The following is an 18,989-nucleotide window of genomic DNA, read 5'->3' as shown; positions in this document are numbered from 1 at the left end:
GTGGCAATCACGGTCATCTGGTCAATGAGTTTCTTATCACCAATACCGGATGGTGGGGAGCGATAGGAGTCAATATGCTTCTTGTCGCAGCAGTGGCCTTGGTATTCCTGCGCGAACTGCAGACAGCCTACGAAGCCTATCGCAACAGAGTGAAAAAACATCGCGAGCGTATAGCACGCGAACGAGCTGCCGCTGAAGCACGCCGGCGACAGATGGAAGCGATGATGACCGATGACGAGGTGGCTACAGCCGACAACAATACATCGGACAAATCTTCGTCAGACAACAAAACCGAATCTGCGACACCCGCAGACCGGGCAGCAGAAACAATGACTGAACATCAGCCGGCGCAGCATCATCACGAAGTGCCGACGTATACACCTGATACTGAAAAACGCTACGAACAGGCCGAACTGACCGATATCGACACAATAGCCGACGACAACACCACCATGGCGACAGACGCTGCATCAGCGTCGGCCACAGCGGCTGCGAATTGGCATGAGACAGTCAATACCACACCCGTCGCCGACCCATCGCCTGTCGCCTGCCCGGCAGAAACAATGCCTGCCGCCTCAATGACGTCAGCGCCTGTATCGTCGGAAACAGCTGATCATTACACTAATGACAATGACAACAAAGCCGTCGCGCCTGTAACGGCATCTGCCGCTCCGGCTTCCGAGGATCACAATATCACACCGCCGACCGCTCCGGCTGCCATACAGCCTGACGAACTGCCACAGCCAGACGTAGATCTGGCTGAAATTCCAGACGTCACTGAAGCCGAAGATGAAACAGCCTCGGCTGTCAATCTTGTCGTCAACACACCTCAGGCCGTCGCAGAAGCGCGCCACATTTCAAACGAACCGTACGATCCCACCGCCGAACTGTCACACTTCCGCTTCCCCTCAATAGACCTGCTGGAAAAACGTGCGCAGCGCACTGACCATGTGGATCTGGAGGAACAGGAAGAGAACAAGGAACGACTCACACAGACACTAAATACCTTTGGCGTTAAAATCTCACAGATCGAGGCGACCGTCGGACCGACGATCACCCGATATGAAATTATTCCCGAAGCGGGCACCCGAACACGTTCGGTAAAGACCCTCGGCGAGGATCTGCAGCTCAGTCTGGCCGCACTTGGAATCAGAATCATCGCTCCGGTTCCGGGCAAAGGCACCATAGGAATCGAGGTGCCTAACAAAGACCCGCAGATAGTCAGCATACGCAGTATTCTGTCGTCGGAGGCCTTCCAGTCGTCAAAAGCAGAGCTTCCGATCGCTATGGGCAGCACTATCACCAACGACGTGTATGTGACCGATCTGGCCAAGTTGCCGCATCTGCTCGTGGCCGGCGCCACCGGCATGGGCAAATCCGTAGGACTGAACACGATAATAGCTTCATTGCTCTACAAGAAGCATCCGGCCGAACTGAAATTCGTGCTCATCGACCCCAAACGCGTTGAACTGAGCCTTTATCGTAAGCTCGAGCGCCATTACCTTGCGGCACTTCCCGGAGAAGATGCGATCATCACCGACACATCGAAAGTTGTCACAGTGCTCAACTCATTGTGTATAGAGATGGGTAAGCGTCTTGATCTTCTTGAGAAGGCCGGAGTGCGCAACATCAAGGAGTATAACGAAAAATTCATCGCACGACGCCTTAATCCAAACGAGCACAAATTCATGCCTTATATAGTGCTCATCATCGACGAATTTGCCGACATCATCCTCACAGCAGGCAAAGAGGTGGAAAATCCGGTGTCGCGTCTGGCCGCCGTGGCCAGAGCCGCAGGCATACATCTTATCATCGCCACGCAGCGTCCGTCGGTGACAGTCATCACCGGTGCGATCAAGACCAACATCCCAGGACGAATAGCTTTCCGCGTGAATCAGGGTGTGGACTCCCGCACCATCCTTGATCAGGTCGGGGCAAACCAGCTTATAGGCAAGGGGGACATGCTGTTCTCATGCAACGGCGTCATCGACCGCGTGCAGTGTGCGTTTATCGATACTGACGAGGTAAAAGCCATCTGCGACTCCATTTCCGACCAGATAGGTTATTGCGAGCCCTACCAGTTGCCGGAATTCGTACCTCCGACCGCAGAAGGCCCGGCACGCACCGGCGCACAGCTTGGCGAACGCGATCCGATGTTCAAGGAAGCCGGCATGATGGTGGTGGAAACACAGTCGGGCTCCACAACCAATCTGCAGCGCAAGCTTGCCATAGGCTTCGGACGCGCCGGCCGCATCATGGATCAGCTTGAAGCAGCCGGAGTCGTTGGCCCTGCGCAGGGAGGAAAACCTCGTCCGGTGCTGATGGATATAATGGCTTTTGAGAACTATCTTCAGCTCAATGCCATCAACTAACAGCCGACCGAAAACGTTTATACATATCATGCACAAAGTATTATTATCCCTGATAGCCGCTCTGCTGAGCATCACCACAGTCAATGCCGCCAATCCACAGGCCGACGGGCTGTTGCGTCAGGCAGCCGACAAACTGCGGAATGCCAAATCGGTAAGCGCCACATGCGCCATAAATTCCGACGGACATTCCACACAGGCACGGATCATCATGTCCGGCCGACGGTTCAGAATCGAATCACCCGGATATGCCACATGGTTTGACGGACGCACACAATGGACCTATTCGGCATCGACCGGAGAGGTGACCGTGACCGAACCGACTGCAGGCGAACTTGCCGAAAGCAATCCGCTATCAGTCATAGAGGCTTTCACATCGGCCTACAACTCAAGCATCACATCGGCGGCAGGCGATACACGCCGCATAAGCATGAAAGCGCGCCGATCCGATGCCGAGATCATATCGGCCGAAGTCACACTCAACGCCAGAACCACGCTACCGGTCAGCATAGATCTGACATACGCCTCGGGACAGAAAGTGGCCGTCAGCATAGAGGCAATTTCAACCGGCGGAGCACTCCCCTCCTCCACTTTCACATTTGACAAGGCGCATTATCCCGGCGCCACAATCAACGATCTCAGATAAATCACAACATAAGCCACAACAATAGACATGAACCAGATTCACACCAAATGCCTTATAATCGGCTCCGGACCGGCCGGATTCACAGCCGCCATATACACCTCGAGAGCCAATATGAAGCCGCTGGTATATGCTGGCCACCAGCCCGGCGGACAACTTACGATCACCACAGAGGTAGAGAATTTCCCCGGCTACCATGAAGGAGTGACCGGCACGCAGCTTATGGCCGATCTGGAGAAACAGGCGGCCCGTTTCGGCGCCGATATACGCCAGGGTATCATTACAAGTGTAGATTTCAGCCAGCATCCGCTGCGTGCCATAGCCGACGACAACACGGAGATCACGGCTGACACCGTGATCATTTCCACCGGAGCCACGGCCCGTTATCTCGGTCTTCCCGACGAGGAACGCTACAAGGGAATGGGCGTTTCAGCCTGCGCCACATGCGATGGTTTCTTCTATCGCCGCAAACGTGTGGCTGTAGTGGGAGGCGGCGATACTGCCTGCGAAGAGGCTCTGTATCTGTCAAACATCGCTTCGGAAGTATTCCTTATCGTACGCAAGGATTACCTCAGGGCCTCAAAAGTGATGCAGCGCCGAGTAGAGGAGAAAGCCAATATAACCGTGCTTTTCAATACCAATACTATCGGCCTTTACGGCGACGACTATCTGGAGGGCGCGCAGCTCGTCGAATTTGCCTCTACCGACAAGGAACGCGTCTACAATCTGCCTGTCGACGGTTTCTTCCTCGCTATCGGGCACAAACCCGCCACCGACATATTCCGCCCGTGGATAGAGCTTGACGAGGCCGGATATATCAAGACCGAAGGTCAGTCGACCCGGACAAATGTGGCAGGAGTGTTTGCCGCAGGCGACGTAGCCGACCCGAATTACCGTCAGGCCATAACGGCGGCCGGAAGCGGATGCAAAGCGGCTCTCGACGCCGAACGATATCTGACGGAACAGGGGGGCTGATCAGCCCTGTCAGATCTTGCCGTTGTCGGCATAAGAGAAATATTCGTTGCCGGCCACAATAAGATGGTCGAGCACACGGATGTCGAACAGTGCGGACGCATCCTTGATACGCGACGTCAGGGCATCGTCCTGAACGCTCGGCATACGATTGCCCGACGGATGATTGTGTACAAGTATGATACCTGCCGCCAAACGGTCGACAGCGGTCTTTACGACGATTTTCACGTCAACTACTGTGGCCGCAGTGCCTCCACGGCTCACAAGCTCGGCCGAGAGTATACGGTTGGCGCGACTGAGCACCATCACCCAAAACTCCTCATGGTCGAGATTCTCAAGCCGGCCACGGATATAATTGAACGCATCATCGGAAGAGCGCACCGTCACATCGCGGCTGCGCTCTTCGTCGCGACAGCGCGATCCGAGCTCAAACGCAGCAGCCAGCGCTATAGCCTTGGCCGGACCAATACCACGGAACGAACGAGCCACCGCCTGTATGGGCATACGCGCCAGACTGACAAGCTTGTTGTCGCAAGCCGACAGTATCTCGCGGCTCATCTCCACCACCGATTTCCCCGGCAACCCTCCTCCGAAAATTATGGCGAGCAATTCGGCATTGCTGAGAGAGCGTATGCCATGAGCCAGCGCTTTCTCGCGCGGGCGGTCATCATCGCTAAGATCGGCGATACGACGCGACGACCCTGAAGGAGGATTTTCGCTGTAGCCTGTCATCGTCCTTTACGCAGTCTTATCTCCTCGTCGACATTGCGTCCACGGCGGAGGAATATCTTGGTGAACCATGCACGGATGAATCCGCATCCGTATCCTCCTATCTGTATGACGCTCGCTGGCACAGCAAGCAGAGCCACCTTGATGCTGCGCGACTGCCACAAAGCCGCCGACAATACAGCCAGCAGATAGACGCCTATCGGCAACAGCCACCAGGGACTCACTGCCGCAGCAAGCACGCAGCACACCACACCGGCTACTACAGCCAAGGCAGGAAGAGTATGCACCGCCTTGAGCGACGAAGGATAAAGGAGCTTGAGCGTGATTCTCGACATACCGAACACGTAGACCTGACGGAGAAATTTACCGAACGACACACGGCGCTTATGGAAAACCGATGCCTGACGGACGAGTCCTATGCGGAAACCGGCCTGCCTGATGCGCATGCTCATATCGATATCTTCCGAGAACATCTCCCTGAATCCACCGACTCTGTCGTAGACCTCACGGGTATATCCCATATTGAAAGAGCGTGGAGTAAATTTCTCCAGACTCACTTTCCCTCCACGGATACCTCCGGTGGTGAGAAAAGATGTCATCGCGAAATTAATGGCCTTCTGTGTGTCGCTGAACGAATCGTCGGCAGCGTCGGGACCGCCGAAACAATCAAGCGGCATATCTTTCAGAGCTTCAGCCAGAGTAGCAAAATATCCAGGCGGTATCACACAGTCGCTGTCGAAGAATATCAGCCATGACCCTTTTGAACGCTCTATGCCATAGTTGCGTGCTATGGAGCGTCCCTCGTTTGACTTCTGATAATAGCTTATCGAGGGGAGTTCCGGCGCATAGCGTTCGACTGCCGCCGCTGAGGGCACAGTGGATCCGTCCTCTACCAGAATCACCTCGAAATCGCGACAAGTCTGCTCCGACAGACTCCTCAACAGGTCAGCCACCTCATCGGGTCGGTTATATACCGGCACTATTACGGAATAAACAGGATTATGGTTCATCGTGCTGTCAGCTCATGCGTGATTTATAATCGTCAAACGTGAATTTACGCAGGTATTCAATGCTGCCGTCGGCTCTGCACAAAGCTATATCGGGATGCTGGAGGCCATTGAACATTGTGGTCTTGACGGTAGTATAATGGTTCATATCCTCGAAGGTCAGACGCTGGCCGGGGAGCAATGGCCCGGCAAATGTCCAGTCGGCCATAAAATCGCCGCTCAGGCATGAATTGCCACCTATACGGTATTGAGGCAATCCGGGCGCCGACTCCACGCTCTCGCTGATTGTCGGCTTGTAGGGCATCTCCAGACAATCAGGCATGTGACAGGCAAACGAGGCGTCGATAATGGCCGTCCTGATCCCCTGGTTCTCCACTACATCGACCACCGATGTGATCAGATCGCCGGTGCGCCATGTGAATGCGCTGCCAGGCTCCAGAATGACCTCAAGCCATGGATAGCGCGAACGGAAATCACGCAGCAGCCTCACAAGATGGTCCGTGTCGTAGCCTTCACGCGTCATCAGATGTCCGCCTCCCATATTGACCCATTTCACCTGCGTCAGCAGATGTCCGAACTGACTTTCAAATGCCTCAAGTACTCGTTGCAGATCAAAAGATGTCGATTCACACAGGGCATGGAAGTGAAGTCCCTCCACTCCAGATGGCAGTCTCCTGCCTATCACGTCGGCCACCACTCCGAACCGTGATCCGGGCAAAGCCGGATTGTAGATGTCGGTATCAATAACCGAACACTGCGGATTGACTCTCAATCCTGGCGACACTCCGGCGGCCAGTGCCATATTGCCGAACCGCTCGAACTGATGGAGAGAGTTGAACGTGATATGGGATGCTCCGTGAAGAAAACGGCCGATTGTCTGATCGGTATATGCCGGACAATAAACATGAGCCTGCCCTCCCAGCGTGGTATTGCCGAGCTGAAGCTCGTTGAGCGACGACGCCGTGAAATCACTGACGTATTCCCTTATGATCGGAAATGTGCGCCACAAGGCATTGGCCTTGAAAGCCATAATGATCCTTGCGCCCGAGTCGCGGCTGACGCGGCTTATAAGCTCCAGATTGCGCCGCAGACGATCTTCATATACAAGGTAAACCGGCGTGGGGATGTTTTGAGGTGTGATCATACAGAGTCAGTCAATGATTATGAATTTTGCAAATTTCAGCAACAACAGTTTTTCGCCCGAATTATCAAACACCACCTTAATACGATGGTCGGGCTGCGAGGTGTCGACCTCAACAATGGTGCCGCGTCCGAAGCGATTGTGCTCTATCACCATTCCGGCCTTCAGCCGTGATCCGTCAGCGCCCGGCATGGTTGCAAACGAAGTTTCGCCCTTTGCTGCAGAGGCTGATACAGGTACCGGATTGCGATGAACAGATGATGCCGTCGGCTGTGAGACCTGAGCCTGACGCGCCGGATAACGTACCTGACGGGCTGCAGCCATATAATCGGAGTAGGACGGACGCCTCGAACGCGGTGCGCCTATTGTCGCTCCGGCTTTCATGTCGAGATAACACGGGTCGATATCGTGGAGGAAACGCGACGGCGAGCACATGGCCGGCTGCCCGTTTCGGTAGCGGTTGGATGCGAACGACATCATGCAGAAACTACGCGCGCGGGTGATAGCTACATACAGCAGTCGGCGTTCCTCCTCAATCTCGCTCTGCGAACCTTGAGCCATCGACGACGGAAAAAGATCCTCCTCCACACCGACGATAAACACATTGTTGAATTCCAACCCTTTTGCGGCATGAACGGTCATAAGAGTCACCCGTTCCTCGGTAGCATCATCCGAGTCCTGATCAGTGGCAAGAGATATCTGTCCGAGGAATGCTGCCAGACCAAGATCGGCCTCGCCCTCCTCACGTCGCATTTCGGTAAATTCCTTTACTCCCGCGAGAAGTTCATTAAGATTTTCCTGTTTTGAGATACTCTCCGGAGTGCGGTCGGTGATAAGCATTGAAAGCAGACCTGTGGCGCGTATGATCTCCGATGCGACGGCCAAAGCATCGTCGCCCGAGGCCACCTGAGCAGCAAACCGGTCGACCATGGATGCGAACGCCGCAAGTTTACGGCGCGTGCCAGAATGCACTTCCAGCCCGAATCCGTCGGGATCATGCAATACAGCCATCATGCTCACCCCGCAATCCATGGCCGTGCGTGCAACCTTGTTGACGGTGGTTTCGCCGATGCCCCGCGCAGGGAAGTTTATCACACGACGCAGCGCCTCGTCATCGTCAGGATTGACCGCAAGCCGGAAATAAGCCACCGCATCTTTTACCTCCTTGCGCTGATAAAACGAAAGACCTCCGTAGATGCGGTAAGGGATATTGCGTTTACGCAACGACTCCTCCAGTATGCGGCTCTGTGCGTTCGTGCGGTAGAGTATCGCAAACTCATCGTATGAATCATGCGTCAGCATTCTCACCTGCGATATGCGGTTGGCCACGATGGCGCTCTCATCGAGATCGCTATAGCTCGACACCACCTCTATGCGGTCGCCCGGCTTGTTTTCGGAGTACACTTCCTTGCGTATCTGCTCGGTGTTTTTCTCGATCAGTGAATTGGCAGCATTGATTATATTCTGTGTGGAGCGATAGTTGCGTTCGAGCTTGAACAGCTTCATGCCCGGATAGGTGTCGCGCATGGAAAGGATGTTGCGGATATTAGCTCCCCGGAAGGAATAGATGCTCTGCGCGTCATCGCCCACGACGCAAAGCTGATGATGCTCTTCGCAGATTCTGGCCACTATCAGATGCTGTGCGAAGTTGGTGTCCTGATACTCGTCGACGAGCACGTAGCGGAAAAACTCCTGATAATGACGCAGCACGTCGGGATTGTCGCGCAGCAACACATTGGTGTAATACAGCAGGTCATCGAAATCCATGGCTCCGGCCGTAAAGCACCGGTCGCGGTATATCCTGTAGATTTCATGAATACGCGGACGGCGCGCATCGGCATCAGCCCGCATAATCTCACGGTCGGCTGCATATTTCTCCGGGGAGATAAGAGCGTTTTTAGCCGTGGAGATCGCCGATATGACCGACGATGGTTTGTATATCTTTTCGTCAAGCGCCAGGTCCTTGACGATAGTCTTTACAAGCGATTTTGAGTCGGCCGAATCATATATTGTGAAACTGCTCTTGAATCCGATCCGGTCGGCATTGGCGCGCAATATACGCGCGAAAATCGAGTGGAATGTTCCCATCCACAGCCTCGACGCCACTTCTGTCCCTACCAGTGCCTCGATACGCTCGCGCATTTCACGCGCTGCCTTGTTGGTAAATGTAAGCGCCAGTATGCGCCATGGTTCGTACCCGCATCTTAGAAGATGTACGATCTTGTAGGTCAGCACGCGTGTCTTTCCCGATCCCGCACCTGCAATCACAAGGCTCGGACCGTCGACATACTCCACGGCGGCACGTTGCTGACCGTTGAGTTGCTGAAGATAATCTTCCGTCACCAATTTCTACGTATTGAGTGTGTTAAGCATAAGAGGGGAGATCAGTTGCCGATCCACCGCGATCCGTCGGTCTTTATCCCCACACGGTATTTTCTCATCGCATATCCCTTTTCGGCGGCCTTGCCCGAAAGCGGAGCTCCCTGACGGAATACGTCGTATGTGCTGCCGCACACAGCGCATCGCGCCACAGCCTGATCGGGATCAATCGAAATGCGCACGTCGCGCTTCACCTCCACCGGACAGGAAAGGTCGTAGGCCTGAGGGTCTCCAACAAAATCACCTACAAGCACCACTCCGGCAAATCCTGTCTGCGAGGCATCGGAATAAGGAAATCCGGAGGGAATCAGCTGCGGCTTGATAAATTCCCGCCACTGCAATGCCCCACCGACCCCATAGACATCCCATTCGCCCTGACCGGCGAAGTCAATTCTGACGGGAGCCGGAGGAATTCGGTCGTCGTCAACCGAATCGCATGACGTTGACCAGATCACGGCCAGTAAGAGACCTACGGCAAATATTTGTCGGCTTTTCAAGCGAAAAATGTTTGTAATAGTTCGCCAAACTTGTCGGACGCCTCCTGCAGTTTACCTCCTATGAGCGGCCGTAGCATCGCCGGAATCTCCACATCGATAATGCTTGTGGCGGTTGTGGAAGAATCACCATCTGGCTCAAGCGCAACGATAAGTTTCAGCGGCACGGGCGACTGGGCGGCTTCAAGGGTGACTTTAGACGGTGCGACACGCTCTTTGACAACAAACTTGAGTTGTCCCACCGGAGCGGCGTGTATAGATATCGAATCATCGGTAAACTCCACGTCGCCTATCTTCTGGCGCGCCTCATCGGGCAGGGCGTCGATATGTTTCTGATAGGCCGCGATATCGGCGATGCGTGCATACACATCCTCTATCGGACGGCCAATGCTGACAGGTTTGCTTTTATAAGTAGCCATGTTTGATCACTAATTGTAGCTTTATTCATTACAAAGCCGTTTGGCTTTGCGAGCCAAACGGCATGATATCTTCATGAGGTGGAAGCGGGTTCAACGCACGGGCGCCCAGTTGGCCGGATCCTTACGCCATTCCTTGAGCGTATCGAGATCCTCCTCGCGGATATACTGTGTATCGAGGGCTGCCTCCAGCATCGCGTTGTAGTTGCTCAGAGTGAGCAATTCCACTCCGGCATCCTTGAAACGTTTGATAGCAAGCGGGAAACCATACGTAAAGATGGCCGCCATTCCTACGACCTCGCAACCGGCCTGACGGATAGCCTCCACCGCCTTCAGGCTGCTGCCGCCTGTAGAGATAAGATCCTCTATCACCACTACACGCTGACCGGGAGTGAGGTTGCCTTCTATCAGATTTTCCAGGCCGTGATCCTTGGGCGACGAGCGCACATAAACATATGGCAGTCCGAGAGCGTCGGCCACGAGAGCGCCCATAGCTATTGCGCCGGTAGCAACTCCGGCTATTGCATCGGGTTTCTCGAAATTCTCGAGTATAAGCCGGCACATCTCTATTTTGATGAAGCTGCGCACTTCGGGATATGAGAGAGTCTTGCGATTGTCAGTGTAGATGGGTGAGTTCCATCCTGAAGCCCATGTGAATGGAATTTCGGGCTGCAGTTTTATGGCGCTGATTTTAAGGAGCTTTTCAGCTAAAAGACTTTCAAGCGATTTCATTGTTTTATTATATTTATGTTTTTTTGGAACTTTTCCGCACACAAAGTTACGAAAACACTCTCAACAATGCAACTTTTTTATAGTTTTGCATTAATCAAAAAAAATGTCACATCCACAACACACACCGACATGAAACATTTAATCCGCATCATCGCCATAACGGTTCTTGCAGCGTTGTTATCCACGTCGACGGCTGAGGCACAGCGTCACAACGGAACCGACAAAAGAGAGAAAACCGAGCACAGCCGACAACGCGACAGACATCGGAGCGACAAGACGACACGCCCCGGGCGCAACAGCCGCCCCACAAAAGAGGGACAGGGATCATCATACCGCCGCCCGGGCAACACCTCACATAAGCCGGCTGCGGGACAACGCCCAGACAATGACAAACGCCCCGGCAACACTCCCTCGCATCAGCGTCCGGGCAATCGTCCCGGAAATGACAAATATCATCCGGCTCCAAATAATGGGCACCGTCCGGGAAACAACCGTCCGGGAAACGGATTACGTCCGGGTAACCCGCATCGCCCTGCACCGGGTCACAACCATCGCCCTGCACCGGGGGTCGGCCATAGACCCTCACATGGCCCCGCACACCGGCCTCCGACACTGCGTCCTCCCCACAGACCGTACAGGCCTATGATGCGTCCATACCGGCGGCCGACGCCTCCGCCCCACTGGCATCCGGCCGGACGATACCCTGCCATACGTACGGTGCTCGGCATTACATTCGGAACATCATTTGCCCTCAGCCTCGACCATCTGTATGGAAACGGATACACAGTCGACGGATACGGCAATGACATGGTATATCTCAGAAACGTCACACAGCTCAACTATCTGTGGCCTGACGCTACACTTTTCTACGGACCGGGTGGTCTGACAGGATCAGAATTTTTCTACAGCACCTCGGTATATGACCCGTCGCGATACAACTATGTTTATCGCGATCTTGTGCGCGCCTACGGCCCGCCTGCCACAATGACCTACCCCAACGGAGGGTATATGGCCACGTGGTTTATCAACGGCAACGGCTACATACGGCTTCAATTCGGCAGAGGCGAATCATACGGCGGATCATCGAGATTCTACACATCCCTGTCGTTCGGAAACTGACAGCCGCAACGTATACTATATCTCTGACCACACCGCTCCGGCGAGAGTCACTCCTTGACAAAGCGGACGCTCGCCCATCCGTCGTGCGAGGTCACATCGGCCAACTTCAGCCCGCATCGTGAAGCCGCTTCCTCCACGACCGGAACATCGGCCTCGTAGAATCCGCTGAACACAAACTGACCGCCGCTCTTGACCACCGCGGCGTATGCCGGCATATCGGCCGTGATTATATTGCGGTTGATATTGGCCAGCAATATGTCGGCGTCAACGACATCGCTTATGGACGTCACGTCGCCAAGACGCACATCAATATCGCCGCAGCCGTTAAGGAGCACATTCTCGCGGGTGTTTTCGCAAGCCATCGGATCTATCTCCACCGCCACAACATATCCTGCTCCACGCATACGCGAGAGTATGGCAAGAATACCTGTGCCGGTGCCCATATCCACCACCTTAAGGCCGTCGACCGGCATCGTGAGGAGCCGAGTGACGATCAGTGAAGTCGTGGCATGATGTCCGGTCCCGAAGGCCATCTTTGGATCTATGGCAATATCATAGCGACAGGTCGGATAATCGGTATGAAACGAACTATGCACCACACACTCGTCGCCGATTACGATAGGTTTGAAATAATTCTTTTCCCACTCATGATTCCAGTCGCGCCCTTCGATGGTCAATGCCTCGCGCAACTGCAGACGACACGGATAAGGCCACCGCGACAATATGCCATCAAGCGCAACACGGTCATAAGATTCGTTTCTAACGTATGCGGTCAGTCCTTCGCTGTCGGTGACAAAACTTTCATAGCCGACCTCTGCCAATTCTGCGGCAAGAATGTCGGAAAAATCTTCTGAAAACGGAGTGATCTCCACTTTCACTTCAACATAATCATTCATGAATAACTCTCAAAAACCAGTTTATATTATCTAATTCGTCAGTAACCCGTGGCTCGCTGCGGCGGACGTTTTTGGGGACTTCATCCGGCATTTTCCACTTTAATGTTCAGACATGTCTTATCTTCTTCAAGCAAAAACAATTCGGACAAATCTAAACAAACCTCGTAGCTGATTCTTGCGAGTCACATAGCATAATGATCAACTGCCGGTGGGTCAATACAGGCCGGCATATTCAGCGGCGGCGAAACAGCCTGAACACCTGACGTCCGATCCTGAAAGCCATAAAGGCATAATCGATATATGACAGATTGCTCAGCAGACGTCCGATAAGACCTGCACCTTTGAACGTCGACATACCCCCCTTCATCTGCGATGCGGTCGACATAAGTTTCTGACGGTCGATCTGCATTCTGACAGCCGTATAAGCTTGCTGATAACGCAGTTCGTCGATTGTATAGCCCTTCCAAGGCTTGGGATCGGTCGACTGCTTGTGGGCATCGATTGTGTTTTTTTCCATGATGGCGATTACAGTTTATTTTAGAAACAGTCGGGATATAAAACGCGCTACTGGATTCATGATCAAAGGCTTGCACAAGACAATCAGCAACACCACCAACGCCAGGTAGAACACCCCCATAAGTGCGTAGGCCCAGCCAAGCCCGATAGAGGGGGCAATCCAGTGGGCTATAGCGATCGTCAGGAAAAATAAGAATATGATGCCGAGCACAAAAGCTCCGGCCGCAACAGCCAGTCCGGTTATAAGCATGGTCAGCTTCTCGGCAGCAGTCAGCTTGGCATATTCAAGCCCGTTGACGAAAAGAGATTTGGCCTGTTGCCACAGTCGGTTGTAATTGTTGTCTGATTCGTTCATTAATTGGCTTTCATGAAAATAATTAGAAGCATGTTTGAGCTTTTGTTGTCCAAGCACGCTCAATAGTGTCTGTTCAAAGTAACGGACTCCTGACCACCGGTCATGCAGCCAGGCCGACAGCCGGAACGATCTGACGTCCCGGCAGCCGGCTTATATGGCATATCGGTGCTATTTATCGCAGCCACGCCTTATTTGGCGTCCATCTCCTCTGTCAGCTGCTCTACGAGAGCGTCTATTTCATTGTCGGAACAAAGAATTCCCTTCTTCTGAAGGATCTCTTTGATGCGGCGGCGCGTGTTCTCGCCTTTTTCAGGCGCGAGAAGCAGAGCTGCTGCAGCTCCCACTATGGCGCCACCGATAAATGAATAGAGTATACCTGTATTGCTCATGATTTCCGGGGTTTGTGTTGTGGAATTGAATGTTTGGGGGAATTACTTTTTGATTTCCTCGGCGATCTCGTCGGCCAGAGCCTCGATCTTGCTGCGATGAAGCTTTATACCTTTGCTCCTAAGATACTTCACGATCTCATCACGTGTATTCTCGCCCTTTTCAGGTGCGAACAGAAGACCTACGGTAGCTCCGGCGATAGCGCCTCCGAGCACTGCCAGAATAATGGGTAACGGTTTCATTTGTGTCTTGATTACTGATTAGAATTAAACTTCACTGTTAACAACACCGCCATAGGGAAATTTGTTTTGATGCGGGTCGAAGATTTTTCGCAAATCTACGCATTTTTTTCGGCAATATCCTCTCACCTCGCTAAAATTTCACTACTTTTGTGACATCTATAAATATACACCATTACTTAATCATTTACCTCAATGACTGTTGTTGACCGCTTTCTGCGCTACGTGAAGTTTGACACCCAAAGCGACGAACTCACCAACATGACCCCTTCGACTCCCGGCCAGATGATTTTCGCCCAAAGCCTCGAAGAGGAACTGAAGGCTATGGGCCTCACTGATATAACACTTGATGAAAACGGCTATCTAATGGCCACGTTGCCCGCGACACCGGGCTGCGAGCATGTGCCCACTGTTGGATTCATAGCCCATCTCGACACATCGCCCGACGCTTCAGGACACAATGTCAATCCGCGCATCGTAGACAATTACCCCGGCGGCGACATCACTCTCAATGCCGAAAAAGGGATTGTGCTCTCCCCCGCCGACTTCCCAGAGATGGAACACTATGTCGGCGATGATCTAATAGTCACTGACGGCACAACTCTGCTCGGAGCCGACGACAAGGCCGGCATAGCGGAGATAATCACCGCCATAGATTATCTTCAGCACAATCCCGACATAAAGCACGGACGGATACGCATAGCGTTCAACCCCGACGAAGAGATCGGTCAGGGAGCGCACAAATTCGACGTCGGACAGTTTGGCGCCGACTGGGCATACACCATCGACGGCGGAGAAATCGGCGAACTTGAATATGAAAATTTCAACGCCGCTGTAGCTAAAGTGACATTTGCCGGACGCAACGTGCATCCGGGATCGGCCAAGCACAAGATGATCAACTCCATGCGCATAGCGCTGCAGTTTGCCATCATGCTCCCCCGCTGGGAAACACCCGAGCACACCGAAGGCTACGAGGGCTTCTATCATCTGACCTCAATAGAGGGCACTGTCGAACAGACTGTGCTCACCTACATAATCCGCGATCATGACCGCGACCGTTTCGAACGCCGCAAAAAGGAATTCGAGCATCTTACACGAAAGATCAATCATGAATTCCCGGAGTGCGCAAGCCTCGACATACGCGACCAATACTATAATATGCGTGAGAAAATCGAACCGGTAATGCATATAGTCGAGATAGCCGAACAGGCCATGAAACTCGCCGGCGTGACACCGAAAGTAGTGCCTATACGCGGAGGCACTGACGGCGCACAACTGTCATTCAAAGGTCTGCCCTGCCCGAACATTTTCGCCGGAGGGCTCAATTTCCATGGCAAATTTGAATTCGTGCCGGTGCGCTCCATGGAAAAAGCCTCACAGGTGATAGTAGAGATAGCACGCCTCGTAGGCGCCAAGCACTGACATATTAAATTACCGACGAGCGCCTTGGAAAAGACACTCCTTGTGGTGACAGGGCCGACAGCCTCAGGCAAGTCGGCTCTGTCGCTGCGTCTTGCCAAAGAACTGTCAACAGAGATCATATCGGCCGATTCACGCCAGCTTTACCGCGACATACCGATTGCCACCGCTGCTCCGTCGCCACAGATGCTCGCCGAAATACGCCACCATCTGGTGGGTACTTTGGGACTTGACGAATATTATAGCGCGGCACGCTTCGAAGAGGATGCCCTCGCGCTGCTTCCGGATATATGGAACAACAGCGACGTGGCCATAGTGTGCGGCGGATCGATGATGTATGTCGATGCTCTGACCTATGGCATCGATTCTCTGCCTGATATTGATCCCGACGTGCGCCGTCGGGCCTACGCCATTATGGATGAAGGCGGGATAAAGGCCGTGGCCGAGGAGCTGCGCCGGCTTGATCCCGTCTACTGGTCGAGAGTGGACCGCGCCAACCACAAACGCATGATCCATGCCATAGAGGTCAGCATGCAGGCCGGACGCCCATATTCTTCACTGCTGACCGGACGCCGACGCGAGAGACCGTTCAGGATAATACGCACAGCCATCGGCATGGAACGCGATGAACTGTTCGGACGTATCAACCGCCGAGTCGACGAAATGATCGCCGACGGACTGGAAGAAGAAGCTATGCGCGTGTATCCGATGCGGCATTACAACTCACTCAATACCGTAGGACTCAAGGAGATGTTTGCCATGTTCGACGGACAGATGGATCGCTCCACTGCAATAGCGCGAATAGCCAAAAATACCCGGGTGTACGCAAAAAAACAGCTGACATGGCTGAAAAAATCTACTGATACCATTTTTGTCACTCCCGACGACGCATTTGAAAAGATACTCCGACTGATAACCACGTCATGAACCAGACCATTCAACATCCCACGAAATCTGACCGCATCGCATGGGTCGACGCACTGAAGATCGCAGCCTGCTTGCTGGTAGTCATAGCCCATTGCTCCGACCCTTTCACTGGTGCTTTTGACTCCGACCGCATCTCGTTTGTCACCGGAGTGGCCGTCGGCTCACTGACACGCCCGAGCGTACCACTGTTTGTCATGATGACAGCCATACTGCTGCTGCCGGCGCCATCAGGCAGTTCTCTCGGATCATTCTACCGGCGACGTATCGGACGCATAATGCCGGCGCTCATCTTCTGGTCAGTGATCCTGCCGGTAGCGTTCTATCTGTATTTCGGCAACGCAAATACGGCCAATCCTACGGTCGACGCAGCATCCTACACATGGAGCGGACTCTGGCATAAGATATGCCTGATGACCGTCAACTTCAATTTCGACACCGTGCCGCTCTGGTATCTTTATATGCTCGTCGGACTGTATATGATCATACCGATTATCAGTCCGTGGCTCGAAAAGGCATCGCGTCGCGATGTGAGGCTGCTACTGCTCATCTGGGGATTCACACTCTTCATACCCTACATAAGATTACTGGCTCCCGCGGTTGGATATACAGGAAATTTCGGATCCATGGAGATATTCGGAGTCTGCGACTGGAACGCTTATGGAACATTTTATTACGTCAGTGGCTTCGCGGGCTATATGCTGCTCGCCTACTACATACGCCGCTGGCCATTGAAATGGAGTGCTACCAAGACCGCTGCGATATGCGTGCCGATGTTTATCGCAGGCTACTGCATCACATTCTTTGGCTACCTGAAGCTTCAGGATCTGTATCCCGGCGATTACTCCTACCTTGAGATAATCTACTATTTCACCGGGATTAATGTGTTCATGATGACTTTCCCGATATTGTTGGCCTTCAGTCGTCTCCGCATCCGGCAGCGTCCATGGCTCGGGAAACTTGCTTCGCTAACCTTCGGCATATATCTGTGCCACTTTTTTTTCGTATTTGTGACATATGACATTTTCGACATAAAAGGGGTGGCGCCGATAGTACGCCTTCTGCTCATGGCTGCCACAAGCATCGTGGTGTCGGGCGCGCTCACATGGCTTATGCGACAGTGGAGACCGACACGCTGTCTCGTCGCTTGAACAAACCATCCGAACAGCATATAGTCCAGCCAAAACAATCCGTAAGACTTCCCATCACAATCATCATAATCATGACTACATCAACAACACTCCGCCCGTCATCGCAGGGCTCACGCCTTGCGGCTGTCGATGCCCTGCGTGGATTCGCCCTTCTGGCTATAATCCTGCTACACAATCTTGAACACTACAACATATTTTACGCTCCAATGCAGCGACCGGAATGGCTGCAATGGCTTGACGCCCAAATCGTCCAGATCATCTATTTCATCTTTGCCGGAAAGGCCTATGCCACATTCTCGCTTCTGTTCGGCTTCAGCTTCTTCATACAACTTCGCAACGCACGACGCCGCGGATGCGACTTCCGCATGCGCTTTGCCTGGAGGATGCTTCTGCTGCTGGCTTTCGCCGAATTTCATTCACTGTTCTACAACGGAGATATACTGACACTATATGCAGTATGCGGCCTGATACTCATTCCGGCATCATCGTGGAAAGACCGCACGGTGCTGCTGGTAGGATCGTTTCTGATGCTGCAGCCTTGGTGCTGGGCCAATATAATCTATGCGCTTTTCAACCCTGATTACATCGACAACAACTCACTTTTCATGCAGTATGCCGCACCGGCTGAAGTAGCGGGGCGCACAGGCGATCTGCTACAGACTCTTGCCAGCAATCTGACTGACGGATGGCTGTACTCCAACGTATGGCAGATCGAGGCCGGCCGTCTGTTTCAGACTCCGGCACTGTTCCTGTTCGGCATGTGGCTCGGCCGCAAAAAGTTTTTTGAATGCTCTGACAGCAGCCGGATCTTCTGGAAAAAGGCTCTCTTTGTCGCCATAATCGCGAGTGCCATACTGTATCCGCTCAAAGAATTCGTTCCACAGCATCTGACCAATATCACCATATTGTCGTACTACAGCATCATAGCCGGAATGATCTACAATTTCTTCTTCATGATTATGCTTGTGGCGTCATTCATGCTTTTATGGTTTCATGCCGGAAACGCCGGCTATCTCTGGCAACGGTTTATCACGCCTTTCGGACGCATGAGCCTCACCAACTATATCGGCCAGTCGATAATCGGAGTGGCTTGTTACTACC

The 18,989-nt window shown here is 53.2% G+C and carries 20 protein-coding genes; 8 read left to right on the top strand and 12 right to left on the bottom strand.

Annotated features, from left to right (window positions below; translation table 11 throughout):
• From C5O24_RS04135 to trxB, 3 genes are all read left to right on the top strand, one after another.
• Nucleotides 1-2,372 (top strand): DNA translocase FtsK (locus tag C5O24_RS04135; protein ID WP_107681503.1); only part of this gene is annotated, 2,372 nt, incomplete at its 5' end.
• Nucleotides 2,373-2,400: 28 nt separating this feature from the next.
• Entirely contained in the window at nucleotides 2,401-3,015 is a 615-nt protein-coding gene (gene lolA1, locus C5O24_RS04130; RefSeq protein WP_161553798.1) for an outer membrane lipoprotein periplasmic chaperone LolA1, read from the top strand.
• A 27-nt stretch (nucleotides 3,016-3,042) separates the two neighbouring features.
• Nucleotides 3,043-3,987: a thioredoxin-disulfide reductase gene (gene trxB / locus C5O24_RS04125; protein WP_107034815.1), complete on the top strand. Its 945-nt coding sequence runs from the start codon at nucleotides 3,043-3,045 to the stop codon at nucleotides 3,985-3,987.
• A gap of 9 nt (nucleotides 3,988-3,996) precedes the next feature.
• Here trxB and radC read toward each other — a convergent pair whose 3' ends face one another.
• From radC to pyrE, 7 genes are all read right to left on the bottom strand, one after another.
• Nucleotides 3,997-4,716, bottom strand: coding sequence for a RadC family protein (gene radC / locus C5O24_RS04120; protein WP_107034816.1), 720 nt, complete (start codon nucleotides 4,714-4,716; stop codon nucleotides 3,997-3,999).
• Nucleotides 4,713-5,723, bottom strand: a complete 1,011-nt coding sequence (locus C5O24_RS04115) for a glycosyltransferase (RefSeq protein WP_107034817.1) — start codon at nucleotides 5,721-5,723, stop codon at nucleotides 4,713-4,715. Before C5O24_RS04115 ends, radC begins: the two co-directional genes overlap by 4 nt.
• Nucleotides 5,724-5,730: 7 nt before the next feature.
• Nucleotides 5,731-6,864 carry a carboxynorspermidine decarboxylase gene (gene nspC, locus C5O24_RS04110; RefSeq protein WP_107034818.1) on the bottom strand — a complete coding sequence of 378 codons (1,134 nt, stop codon included), beginning with the start codon at nucleotides 6,862-6,864 and terminating at the stop codon, nucleotides 5,731-5,733.
• A gap of 6 nt (nucleotides 6,865-6,870) precedes the next feature.
• A complete protein-coding gene (locus C5O24_RS04105) occupies nucleotides 6,871-9,204 on the bottom strand; it encodes an ATP-dependent helicase (RefSeq protein ID WP_370691565.1) in 2,334 nt (777 codons plus the stop codon).
• Between the two features lie 41 nt (nucleotides 9,205-9,245).
• The gene (locus C5O24_RS04100; protein ID WP_107034820.1) at nucleotides 9,246-9,737 is read right to left on the bottom strand and encodes a hypothetical protein; all 492 of its coding nucleotides are present in this window, start codon (nucleotides 9,735-9,737) and stop codon (nucleotides 9,246-9,248) included.
• Nucleotides 9,734-10,153, bottom strand: coding sequence for an SRPBCC family protein (locus C5O24_RS04095; protein WP_107034821.1), 420 nt, complete (start codon nucleotides 10,151-10,153; stop codon nucleotides 9,734-9,736). The genes C5O24_RS04100 and C5O24_RS04095 overlap by 4 nt, the downstream gene beginning before the upstream one ends.
• A 90-nt stretch (nucleotides 10,154-10,243) precedes the next feature.
• A complete protein-coding gene (gene pyrE, locus C5O24_RS04090) occupies nucleotides 10,244-10,882 on the bottom strand; it encodes an orotate phosphoribosyltransferase (RefSeq protein WP_107034822.1) in 639 nt (212 codons plus the stop codon).
• A gap of 129 nt (nucleotides 10,883-11,011) precedes the next feature.
• On the opposite strand from pyrE, the gene C5O24_RS13765 reads away from it, so the two are divergent.
• Nucleotides 11,012-12,001, top strand: a complete 990-nt coding sequence (locus C5O24_RS13765) for a hypothetical protein (protein WP_133165458.1) — start codon at nucleotides 11,012-11,014, stop codon at nucleotides 11,999-12,001.
• A 47-nt stretch (nucleotides 12,002-12,048) separates the two neighbouring features.
• On the opposite strand, the gene prmA is transcribed toward C5O24_RS13765, so the two are convergent.
• The 5 genes from prmA to C5O24_RS04060 form a co-directional block, all read right to left on the bottom strand.
• Nucleotides 12,049-12,897, bottom strand: a complete 849-nt coding sequence (gene prmA / locus C5O24_RS04080; RefSeq protein ID WP_107034824.1) for a 50S ribosomal protein L11 methyltransferase — start codon at nucleotides 12,895-12,897, stop codon at nucleotides 12,049-12,051.
• Nucleotides 12,898-13,129: 232 nt separating this feature from the next.
• Nucleotides 13,130-13,414: a hypothetical protein gene (locus tag C5O24_RS04075; RefSeq protein WP_107034825.1), complete on the bottom strand. Its 285-nt coding sequence runs from the start codon at nucleotides 13,412-13,414 to the stop codon at nucleotides 13,130-13,132.
• Between the two features lie 15 nt (nucleotides 13,415-13,429).
• A complete protein-coding gene (locus C5O24_RS04070) occupies nucleotides 13,430-13,768 on the bottom strand; it encodes a phage holin family protein (protein WP_107034826.1) in 339 nt (112 codons plus the stop codon).
• Nucleotides 13,769-13,956: 188 nt separating this feature from the next.
• The gene (locus tag C5O24_RS04065) at nucleotides 13,957-14,157 is read right to left on the bottom strand and encodes a YtxH domain-containing protein (RefSeq protein ID WP_107034827.1); all 201 of its coding nucleotides are present in this window, start codon (nucleotides 14,155-14,157) and stop codon (nucleotides 13,957-13,959) included.
• Nucleotides 14,158-14,199: 42 nt separating this feature from the next.
• Nucleotides 14,200-14,397, bottom strand: a complete 198-nt coding sequence (locus C5O24_RS04060) for a YtxH domain-containing protein (RefSeq protein ID WP_107034828.1) — start codon at nucleotides 14,395-14,397, stop codon at nucleotides 14,200-14,202.
• A 192-nt stretch (nucleotides 14,398-14,589) separates the two neighbouring features.
• On the opposite strand from C5O24_RS04060, the gene pepT reads away from it, so the two are divergent.
• The 4 genes from pepT to C5O24_RS04040 form a co-directional block, all read left to right on the top strand.
• Entirely contained in the window at nucleotides 14,590-15,816 is a 1,227-nt protein-coding gene (pepT, locus tag C5O24_RS04055; RefSeq protein WP_107034829.1) for a peptidase T, read from the top strand.
• 24 nt (nucleotides 15,817-15,840) lie between these two features.
• Nucleotides 15,841-16,740 carry a tRNA (adenosine(37)-N6)-dimethylallyltransferase MiaA gene (miaA, locus tag C5O24_RS04050; RefSeq protein WP_107034830.1) on the top strand — a complete coding sequence of 300 codons (900 nt, stop codon included), beginning with the start codon at nucleotides 15,841-15,843 and terminating at the stop codon, nucleotides 16,738-16,740.
• On the top strand, nucleotides 16,737-17,888 hold the full coding sequence (locus tag C5O24_RS04045) for an acyltransferase (protein ID WP_107034831.1): 1,152 nt from the start codon (nucleotides 16,737-16,739) through the stop codon (nucleotides 17,886-17,888). Before miaA ends, C5O24_RS04045 begins: the two co-directional genes overlap by 4 nt.
• A gap of 71 nt (nucleotides 17,889-17,959) precedes the next feature.
• A partial coding sequence (locus C5O24_RS04040; RefSeq protein ID WP_107681501.1) for a DUF418 domain-containing protein occupies nucleotides 17,960-18,989 on the top strand: 1,030 nt, incomplete at its 3' end.

The sequence above is a fragment of the Paramuribaculum intestinale genome, from assembly GCF_003024925.1.
GTDB classification, from domain to species: domain Bacteria; phylum Bacteroidota; class Bacteroidia; order Bacteroidales; family Muribaculaceae; genus Paramuribaculum; species Paramuribaculum intestinale.
Note: the sequence above shows the minus strand (reverse complement) of the source record. Positions and strands in the feature narration are given on the sequence as shown.